This window comes from Aporhodopirellula sallentina SM41, from assembly GCF_000346505.1.
Classification (GTDB): Bacteria; Planctomycetota; Planctomycetia; order Pirellulales; family Pirellulaceae; genus Rhodopirellula; species Rhodopirellula sallentina.
In genome coordinates this window covers 1-9,932 of the sequence record NZ_ANOH01000436.1, presented here as the reverse complement: position 1 = coordinate 9,932, position 9,932 = coordinate 1, and the positions used below count along the sequence as shown (strand labels likewise).

Below are 9,932 nucleotides of genomic sequence, written 5' to 3'. Positions count from 1 at the left end.
TTGGCGACTTTCGCTACGGGGGCGACCTAAACTTTTTGCTGCAATCGAGACGAGTCGCGGGACTGCCATGATGGGCCGTATCCGCGATGCATCTCGCACCCAAAGACCCATCGCACAATCACTCGGGGCGGAAAACATCCGTCAAATAAAAACGGGGTCTGGCGAAACCCGGTTCCCGGAAAGCATCGCGAGGCGAGAGCGATGCAAAAATACACCCGGCGGGATTCGAACCCACAACCTTCGGCTTCGGAGGCCGACGCGCTATCCAATTGTGCCACGGGTGCGGCAGATGGTCTTCAGAGATGGCTTGCGAAGAGACTGACTGAACCACCGAGAATTCTTGATTCACTGCTAAATCGGCGATTCAGGGGGGATTTCGGATTTTTCGCGAGCCTTTCGTCTCGGAATCCTCTCCTCGCAGGACGCAGTTTGACCGAAATCTCGCCGCTTTGCCAGATGCGGTCTGCGTCGGCTTGCGTCCCCGGGCGGCGAAATCCACAATCTGGGCCGCCCGATTGTTTCTGCCTCCCTCCTTTTAACACGAACCGATCCGCAGTGGCCGACTCTTCCGCACCCAATCCCGACGACAATTCCGACTTGACCGACCCGCACGCCGCACGACGGCACAAACTCGCGGAGCTGGTCCAACGCGGAATCGATCCCTGGGGGCAACGGTTTGACGACCGTACCCTTAACGGCGAATGCCGATCCCGCGTCGGTGAGGTGAAGTTCGTCACCGCGGATGGCAAAACGCTCGAACTGCCGGACTTCGAGAGCCCCGACCTCGATTACCGTCAGTGGAAAAACGACAACGGCCCGGGAGAAGAAATCGGCCCGACGGTTCGCGTCGCAGGCCGCATCATGCTCGCCCGGACGGCGGGGAAGTTGATCTTCCTGAACCTCCGCGATTGGACCGGCGACATCCAAATCTTTATCGGCAAGAAGCAGGTCGGTGAGGAAAACTTCGACCTCGCCAAGCTATTCGACCTCGGCGATTTAGTGGGTGTCGAAGGACGGCTCGGACGCACCAACACCGGCGAACTGACCGTGTTCGCCGAAAATCTGTTCATGCTCACGAAGATGCTCGAGGTCCCACCGGAAAAGCACGCCGGTATGACCAACATTGAACTGCGTCAGCGGATGCGATACGCCGATTTGGCGTTCAACGACGGCGTGATCCAAACGTTCCTCGACCGGACCAAGATCATCAAGAGCGTTCGATCGACACTCGATGAACGCGGGTTCTGCGAAGTCGAAGGGCCGACGCTTCACACCGTCCCCGGCGGCGCCGCCGCCCGGCCATTCGAAACGCATCACAACGCTCTCGATATGAAGCTGACGATGCGGATCGCCCTGGAACTGCACCTCAAACGACTGATGGTCGGCGGCATGGAACGCGTCTACGAACTCGGACGCGTGTACCGCAACGAAGGCTTGTCGCCACGGCACAACCCTGAGTTCACGATGATCGAGATCTATCAGGCCTACGGCAATTACGAGTCGATGATGGAGCTCACCGAGCGGATCATCTGTGACGCTCTCGACCAAATTGGCGGCGGTTACAAACGCGAGTACAACGGCCAAGAGATTGACTTCACCCCGCCGTTTCAACGCGCCACCTATGCGGAGCTGTTCGAGAAAGCGACCGGCATCAATCCGACCGATGAAGAGGCGGTGTTGGAGTTGGCTGCGAAACTCGACATCGACACCCAAGACAAACACCCCGATGTCGTTCGCAACGAAATCTTCGAAGAGAAAGTCGAAGACTCGCTGAAAGGCCCGATTTTCGTGATCGATTACCCGGCGAGTATCTGCCCGTTGACCAAACGCAAGCAGGACAACCCGGAGATCGCCGAACGTTTCGAACTGTTCATTTGCGGCATGGAACTGGCGAACGCCTACACCGAGTTGAACGACCCGGACCTGCAAGAGGAGCTGTTCAAGACCCAGCTCGCCGGACAGGACGATGAAGACTCAATGGCCAAGATGGATCACGATTTTGTGCGTGCCCTACGCTACGGAATGCCACCGGCCGGCGGTCTCGGGATCGGGATCGATCGACTCGTCATGGTGCTGACTAACAGCAAGTCGATCCGAGACGTGATCCTGTTCCCCGTGCTGCGGCCGGAGTGATCCGAAACAAATCGCGATCTGCAGTGGTTGCTGCAAAGTAGGCCGGATGAAGGAGGCTTTGCGGCGCCCATCCGGCAGTCTGGTGATTGCCGGAACGTCGCTGCGCTTGGTCCGGCCTACGAACGACAAACTGAATTCTAGCGAACCCAGCTACCGGGATCGGGCACATCAAATTTCAGGATGCTTTAGCGAATCGCAATCGCGGTTTGCAGCGGTTGCAGTACCGACTCGATCAGGTACTCATCGACCAAGTCGCGGCACAAGCCTGAGAGACGCTGGAATTCGCTCGCGTAGCTTTCGTTGGCCCCCAATGAATCGTACCGGCGAACCATCATGTAAACGCTCAGCGGTTCTTCGCTGAATTCGCCCGATCGGATTTGGAACGCCGTGGTGCGTGTTTCAAAACTGATCCGGCACTGCGTTCGGCAATCGTCGTCGAGCGAAAATTGAATCGACGGTTCATTGGACAGCATCTTCCCGTAGGGCAAGTTTGTGAACTTGTCCAATCCAGGTGCGATCCCGATCGCCTCATGCAGGATTTCGTTGTGGTTTCCTTTGCACGCAAAGTCAAACCCCAACATCACGCTGAGCGATTCGCAATCGAGCGGGCTGATCGACAATTCGTAGGGCACCATTTCCAAGATCGCGTGGTGCTGTTCGCACGCATCGACGAACGAATCGGGGTTTACCATCCCACTGTTGATCCGCTTCGGTTCCGTGGAGACCCATCGGTAGGCGCCGCCGTCTTTCTCTTCCTCGAGGACAAATTCGCCTTTCTCGCGACTGTAAAAATTCGACATCGTCGGATATCTCTTCCGAACCTGTTCGAAGTAATGCAGCACCGATTCGCGTCCTTGCGGCAGTTCCATTTCGGTAGACAAATTCATGTTGACGTAATATTCGTCACCGAAAACGCCGTAATCGCTCATACAGTTGAATTTGGGTTGAGGGAGGAGGGGAGAAGAGTAAACACTTTTACGCCAGGTCGCCCCACCTGGCAATCATACAGGCCCGCCTAGCAAACATACAGACGCGGGGCGGGTGTTTCGGTTCGTTGCTCTGCCGGGCAGTCGCATTTCAAAAATCAGTTCATTGCCGCGATCGAGTCCGCCGTTAGCGTTGATCCGGAGGCCGCCGCGTCGTCGTATTCTTGCTCACCGAGACGATACGGCAGCGTCACCCAAAAGGTGCTGCCGCGCCCGAGTTCGCTGCGGAAATCAATCTCGCCGCCCAGCAAAATCGCCAGTTCCTTCACGATCGAAAGGCCCAATCCGGTGCCAGCGAACTCGCGAGTCAGTCCGTCACCGTCGAGCACTTTTTTGCTCTGTCGAAACTTCTGGAAAATGATCGGCTGATCCTCCTCGGCGATCCCAACACCGGTATCGGTAACAGACATCCGAAACCGGCCGTCGCCGAGGTCGACCGCTTTGACGGTGATCATGCCGCCCTCGGGAGTGAATTTGATCGCGTTGCTGAGCAAATTGTTGATGATCTGACCGAACTTGTTGGGGTCTTGGTAAGCCATCGGCAAATCATCGGGAACGTCGACCGACAAGGAGATGTTTTTGTCTTCCGAGAGCGACTGAATCATATCGCACTGGGCACCGATCAACCGCGACAGGGCGAACTCGCTGCGGCGGACTTCCATCTTGCCTGCTTCGACTTTGGCGAGGTCGAGGATGTCGTTGATCATCTCCAGCAACAGTCGGCCGCTCTTTTGAATATTGGTCGCGTAACGCCGCTGTTTGTCATCGAGCGAATCGATCCCCTGCAGGACTTCTGAAAAACCGATGATGCTGTTCAGCGGCGTGCGAAGCTCGTGGCTCATGTTCGCCAGGAAGTCCGTCTTCAATCGGTTCGCTTCGTACAGCTGCAGGTTCAACTGAGCGAACTGGTCGACCCGTGCGTCGAGTTCCCGGTTGACGCTCTGCAATTGCGTTTGGGTTTCGGTCAGGTGACGCAGCATTCGGTTAAACGCGTCGGCGAGTTCGCGGAACTCGTCTTCGGTGTCGATCACCGCACGTTGATTGGTGTCCCCGTGGGTAATCGCGTCGCTGACATCACGTAGGTGCAACAGCGGCTGCAGGACCAGATACCGGACAATCGCGTGCAACACAAACAACGTCACCGCCACGATCAGCATGGCCATCGCGACCACCGTGGCACGGATCTGTGTCGTGTCGTTGAGAATTTTTTCGTCCGGCATGCTGACGCGTTTGACCCGGAACGGCAGCTGCGCCGCGCGGGTTTCGGGATCGACATCCGGCGACAATGCGATGGTTGCCCCCGTCGGCGTGTGGCAGGCGATGCAGTCCTGCGTGATGAAGACCGGCTCGTAGTAAACGTATCGCCCCTTCACCGGCCCGATGGATTTGAACAGCGGCCGGTTCCCCGGTCCGATTCGGCTCATCGCGGCATCGTCGGCGAGGTTCACCGGTTGCGCCAAACCGGGCTGGTCCTCCCGCAAACGGTCCGCCATCCGGGCCCGAAACAGCGGCTCGAGTTCTTCCAACAGCATCCGTTCGGCGTCCGAGGCCGGTGGATTGGGTGGAGCCAGGTTATCGAACGGCTGCGGATCCTCGAGCCCCAGAATGTCGAATTCGATGTCTTCGCTGAGCAGTTGCGATCGCAAGGCGTCGACTTTTTGGCGTCGCAGTTCCTGTTCTTCCGACGAATCGCCCTCGTTGTAGATCGCGTTGGAGTGCAACAGCATCATTTCCGTCGCCGCCGCGTCCCGGGCTTGCTGCTGCGTCGTCATGCTGACAAACCGGTCGGCGAGCAACAGTACGACGCAAAACGCACCGCACATTAGCACAACGAGAGCCGAGCCAAAGAACAGCAGGCACTTGCGTTCTAGGCTCATCGACGAAAACAGGCCTTGGACGAACCTCAGCATCAGCAATACGGATCGAGGGAGACGGGGGCGTCGAAACCGGTTTTCGATCGCCCGCTCTAGTTTGACCGAAAGCGGCCGCGGTGACGAGATGAATCCGTCTAATCCGACTTTTTACTACGAAGGGAATATCCATCGAAGTTCTCGCAAATTTCCCACTCCGGAGGGGAGACGACGCCCATTTGATGCTTGTTTGCCTCTTGCCTGATAATTAGGATGCGTGAGTATTGTCAGGGAAGACACCGAGTTAACGTGCCATATCCGACTACTTTTGAACTTTGCAACTCCTTCCGAGACAATGATGAAGCGTTCAATTCGCCGTGCCATGCGTTGGACCCTCGTGGTCACGTTGGCGACTTTCCTCAGTGCTGGTCCCGTTTCGGCTGGCTGGCTGCTCAAACGCATGCGAGGATGCGATCCCGCGCCCGCATGTACCCCCGAGCCGACCTGCTGTCCCGAGCCCGTTTGCTGTCCCGAGCCCGTTTGCAGTCCTGAACCCGTCTGCTGCCCAGAGCCCGTCTGCTGCCCTGAACCGCCTGCGTGCACTCCCGAGCCGATTTGCTGCCCGGAACCGGTTATGATCGACCCGGCGCCCGTGATGGACGCCGGTTGCTGTGGCGGCTCGGTCGCGATCGAGTCGGTCGTGCCTCACGAAACCATCATTCCAATGGATTCGTCGATCCCGTCGCTCGATGACGCCGAAATCGTCGAATCGCCAAGCCTCGAGTCGGACGCCGGCAAGACTTCTGCCGCCAAACCACCAACCGACGAACCGGCCGAACACACCGGAGATTCGGTGATGGATGCGGACGAACCCAGCCCGTTCGCCGAAGCTCCGCCCGCACCGGCACCCGAGCCAACTCCTGATCCAGCCGTTGACGCGGCTCCGGAAGAACCGGTAGCCGAAGAGCCTGCTGCGGAAGTTCCGCCTGCCCCGGTCGAAGAACCGGCTCCGGAAGTTCCCGCCACGCCCGAACCTGCTCCCGAGCCAGAACCGGCTCCTGAGCCACCTGTTGTGCCTGAGATGACTCCCGCCGAGCCCGAGGCTCCCGCGGAAGAATCCTCGATCGACGACCTCTTCGGCGGCGAATCGGAACCACCGGCTGAGGAAACACCGTTCGAAATGCCATCCGAACCGGAAACCCCTGCCGAACCAGAAGCTCCCGCGACCGAATCGGTCGATGATCTGTTCGGCGGCGATATGGAAATGCCTGAAACCGATCCTGCTCCTGCCGATGCCGGCGGTATCGATGACCTCTTTGGCGAACCGGCCGACGAGCCCGCGATGCCAGCCGACAACGCGTCGGGAATCGACGACCTGTTCGGTGATCCGTCCGCCAGTGAACCTGCTGCTCCGGCGAACGACAGCAGCATCGACGACTTGTTCGGCGACCCTGCCGGTAGCGACATGCCGGAAACGGAACCGCAAGGCGGTGGAATCGATGACCTCTTCGGCGACCCCGAGGCGGAACCCGCGATGCCCGACACCCCTGCGGACAGCATCGATGATCTGTTCGGTGAACCGCCAGCGGACGATGCCGGCGACACCGGAATCGAAGACCTCTTCGGCAAGGCTCCCGCCGACGCGGGCGCGACTCAGTCGGCAGCCGTTCAGAAAGTGGTCTCCAAGCCAGCCGAGCAGTCGCTGACCTCGATGGAACAAACCGAAGTGCGAACCTGGGTCGACAACACCGGAACGTTCCGCACCGAAGGACGTTTGATCAAGATCGGTGACGACCACGTTCGTCTGCTGAAGTCAAACGGCAAGACGTGCACCGTTCCGATGAATCGCCTCAGCGAAGAAGACGGCAAGTACGTTCGACAAGTCGCCGAGCGACTGGAAATCTTCGTCATCGCCATGGCAGCGAACTAACTCCGCTCGCCCGTATCGGCGACGGTACCACCGCCGCGTTGCATCACCAAAATCGCCGGCTATCCAAGCCAATCGCCCAGCCAGTACGCTCCACAGCGTGCTGGCTTTTTTCATGCAGCCTCCCACCAACACCCCCAAACCACCCTCCCGTAGTGGATCTTGTTAAAGATCCCACCAACCGCCAACCGCACCCCACCGAAACCGACTCAGCTCTCCGGCTGCAACTCAATCCGCTGGCGAAGCCCCTGATCGCCCCTCCCAGCCCGCTCACGCATCACCGCTCCACGTTCCGAGCCAGCCGCAACTGGCTGTGTGTCCCCTTCTGGGCCCGAAGCGACACCCGTTTCGCTGCAAACGTGGTCAGCAATCTTTTTCGGGTGGTCGTGGCAGTTCTCGAGAAAGATCTGATACCGGCTGCTCTGCGTCCCGCCGATCGCGGTCCCCGCCACGTAGACGCCTGCCCTGGTTGTCTGCATCGTTTCGGGGTCGAAGACCGGTGCCCCCGAGGGTGCATCGGAAACGATCCCGAGCTGGCCAAACAATCGTGGGTTCTGCCGATAGCCGATCAATAACAGTACATCGTCAAAGGCGATTTTCCGGGAAGTCGTCTCGCCCGGGGACTGTCCCGTTGTGATGGTCACTTCTGGGCCGTTGATCGCCGTCACGCGGGAGCGGAAGAACGCGTCGATCGACCCGCTGCGGATCAGCCCTTCGATTTCAGGACGCAGCCAATACTTAATGCCGTCATCCGGCAACTGGTCGCGGTGGTAGCACAGCGTCACCTTGGCACCGCCGCGGTGTAGCCGGATCGCTGCCTCAACTGCACTGTTTCGGCCGCCGACGATCAAAACGTTCCGGCCGTGATAACGATGCACCTCACGGAGATATCCGTCCACGTGAGGCGCGTCTTCACCGGGAACGCCGAGTCGGTTGGGGAAGTCCGTGCCGCCGATCGCGAGCACAACCGAACGGGCGTCAACAAAGAACGCCGGGTCGGGCTCCCAGCCGTTTTCGCTGGAGCGTTGGTCGTTGACGCGAGCCATGCCCAACCGCCATCGGGCGAGAGATGCCGGTGGATCGGTATCGTTTTCCTGTCGTGCCTCGCCGTTGCCGTCCCACTCTTGGGCGATCGGTTCGATAGAAACGATCCGGTGGAACGTGCGAACGTCGACGTCAAATTGGTCCACGACGCCCCGCAGGTAGTTCAGGTATTCCTCGCGGCTGGCTTTCGACTGATCCACCGTGTGCAGCGGAACGCCTGCGATCGCGATCCGGTCGTTGCTGCTGAACCATCGTGTTTGGGGCGCCCACCACGAGATGGTGTGCCCAACGGGGCCGGCATCGTAGACACGTGCGGGCAGCCCACGTTGTTGCAACTCGATTGCCGTCTCGATGCCGATAGGTCCGGCACCGACGACGACGGTTTCAACGAACTCGTTCACTTGGCGACCGATGCTTAGTAGCCGATATAGCCGACCGGGGCGACGCCAAAGTTCACGCTCACGCCGTATCCGCCATAGCCTGCACGGTATCCGCCGTAGCTCGGGTAGCTGCGGTAGCCGGCGCGATAAGGGCTAACGACGACAGGAGCCGGTGCCACGACGACCGGGCGATACGCCCGACGTACCGGAGCGACATAGCGAGGCACAACGTAGGCCGGACGGTAAACGCTGACGGGAACAACCGCCGGGCGATACGAGTAGCCGTAACGATATCCCCAGCCGGCATCGGCCGAGGAGGCGGCGAAAGCCGAGGCAGTTACAGCGACTGCACTCGCGAGCATTAGAGAACGCCATTTCAAACCGAGCATGAATTTTCTCCCCGAGACGGGACCAGTGAACAACGAAGGTGTGATTGCCCGCTATTGTAGCAATCGGCAAACCGTATCAACCGTTAAATGTTCACTTTGCCGCATCACCGGACACAAAACCGGCTCGCTTTTGCAAAAAAAGGCGAAATGGATGGCAGCCAATGGCTCCATCCGTTTCGCAGCACGAGCGATTTACTTAGGCGCGATCATGCAAATCATACGGCGGCCGTGTTGTTGCGGCTTCGTTTCGACCTTGCCGTGTTCGCTCAGGATCTCGATGACCTGTTCCATCACCTTGCGGCCTTCTTCGATGTGAGCCATTTCACGGCCACGGAACAGGACGCTGACCTGGACCTTGTCCTTGTGCTCGAGAAACTTCTCTGCCTGGCGGACTTTCGTGCGGATGTCTTCGTCCCCGGTCTTGGGCCGCAGCCGAATTTCCTTCGTTTTGGTATGCGAAGAACCGCTGTTTTTCTTTTTGTTCTTGTCGTATTTGAATTTGCCGTAATCCATGATTCGGCAGACCGGCGGCCGTTCGCCGGGGGCCACTTCGACAAGATCGAGTCCCGCGTCGCGGGCCCTCTCGAGAGCTTGTTCGGTAGGAATGATCCCGAGCTGTTCGCCGGTTTCACTCACCACGCGAATAGGGGTAATTCGAATTTGTTGGTTGATTCGCGTCGAATCGCGATTGTCCGGTTGGGCGTTTCGTCGTGCCAATGCCACTAAAGCAATCTTCTCCGGCCGGCGGCGTTACCGGCACAAAAGGTAAGAAATAAAAAAGAGGTGAACCCGACAGTGGTGTCGGATATCCCCTTCTCGAGGATAGTACGTAATTGAGGCCCGCGTCCGGCCAGCCAAGTGTTCACGATCGATTGCGGGAAAAATGCGAGTGTTTGGCTCGCAAAACCCGGAATCCACTGTGTGAATCTATCCGGCACTCTCCGTGAATCTACCCGCTAATCCGGACGTCAACCCCAATTTACGCAAAGTATCCGCCCGCATCGGGGTAGACGTCAACAGTGATTCACTAGATTTTAACGGTTTTATCGGTACTGCTGGGCCACTTGACGCGCCCGCACATCCAACGCAAACTACGCACCCGTCAAGCAAATGGCTTCATTGGATCACCCGCACGCCGGCGTCCGAAGACCATTCCTACCTGACAATTCATGGTTGCCGTGATCATTCACAGTTGCCCTGATCAAACCGTCGGGCGATTAGCT

The 9,932-nt window shown here is 58.7% G+C and carries 7 protein-coding genes and 1 tRNA gene; 2 read left to right on the top strand and 6 right to left on the bottom strand.

The genetic code is table 11. The features are described from left to right. Window positions 1–210 precede the first annotated feature (210 nt). Window positions 211–284, bottom strand: a tRNA-Arg gene (locus RSSM_RS28285). A 271-nt stretch (window positions 285–555) separates the two neighbouring features. Here RSSM_RS28285 and lysS point away from each other — a divergent pair. After that, complete coding sequence (gene lysS / locus RSSM_RS28280; RefSeq protein WP_008687896.1) at window positions 556–2,133, top strand: lysine--tRNA ligase; 1,578 nt, start codon at window positions 556–558, stop codon at window positions 2,131–2,133. Window positions 2,134–2,318: 185 nt separating this feature from the next. Here lysS and RSSM_RS28275 read toward each other — a convergent pair whose 3' ends face one another. Both RSSM_RS28275 and RSSM_RS28270 read right to left on the bottom strand, forming a co-directional pair. Further along, window positions 2,319–3,062 (bottom strand): hypothetical protein, encoded by a 744-nt coding sequence (locus RSSM_RS28275; RefSeq protein ID WP_008687894.1) that lies wholly within the window; start codon window positions 3,060–3,062, stop codon window positions 2,319–2,321. Between the two features lie 155 nt (window positions 3,063–3,217). After that, entirely contained in the window at window positions 3,218–5,029 is a 1,812-nt protein-coding gene (locus RSSM_RS28270) for a sensor histidine kinase (protein ID WP_008687892.1), read from the bottom strand. Between the two features lie 574 nt (window positions 5,030–5,603). On the opposite strand from RSSM_RS28270, the gene RSSM_RS28265 reads away from it, so the two are divergent. Beyond that, window positions 5,604–6,899 carry an SHD1 domain-containing protein gene (locus RSSM_RS28265; RefSeq protein WP_236621447.1) on the top strand — a complete coding sequence of 432 codons (1,296 nt, stop codon included), beginning with the start codon at window positions 5,604–5,606 and terminating at the stop codon, window positions 6,897–6,899. A gap of 206 nt (window positions 6,900–7,105) precedes the next feature. Here RSSM_RS28265 and RSSM_RS28260 read toward each other — a convergent pair whose 3' ends face one another. From RSSM_RS28260 to infC, 3 genes are all read right to left on the bottom strand, one after another. Continuing rightward, entirely contained in the window at window positions 7,106–8,341 is a 1,236-nt protein-coding gene (locus RSSM_RS28260; RefSeq protein WP_008687888.1) for an NAD(P)-binding domain-containing protein, read from the bottom strand. A gap of 14 nt (window positions 8,342–8,355) precedes the next feature. Next, window positions 8,356–8,709, bottom strand: coding sequence for a hypothetical protein (locus tag RSSM_RS28255; RefSeq protein ID WP_008687886.1), 354 nt, complete (start codon window positions 8,707–8,709; stop codon window positions 8,356–8,358). A gap of 192 nt (window positions 8,710–8,901) precedes the next feature. Further along, a complete protein-coding gene (infC, locus tag RSSM_RS28250) occupies window positions 8,902–9,432 on the bottom strand; it encodes a translation initiation factor IF-3 (protein WP_008687885.1) in 531 nt (176 codons plus the stop codon). Window positions 9,433–9,932 lie beyond the last annotated feature (500 nt).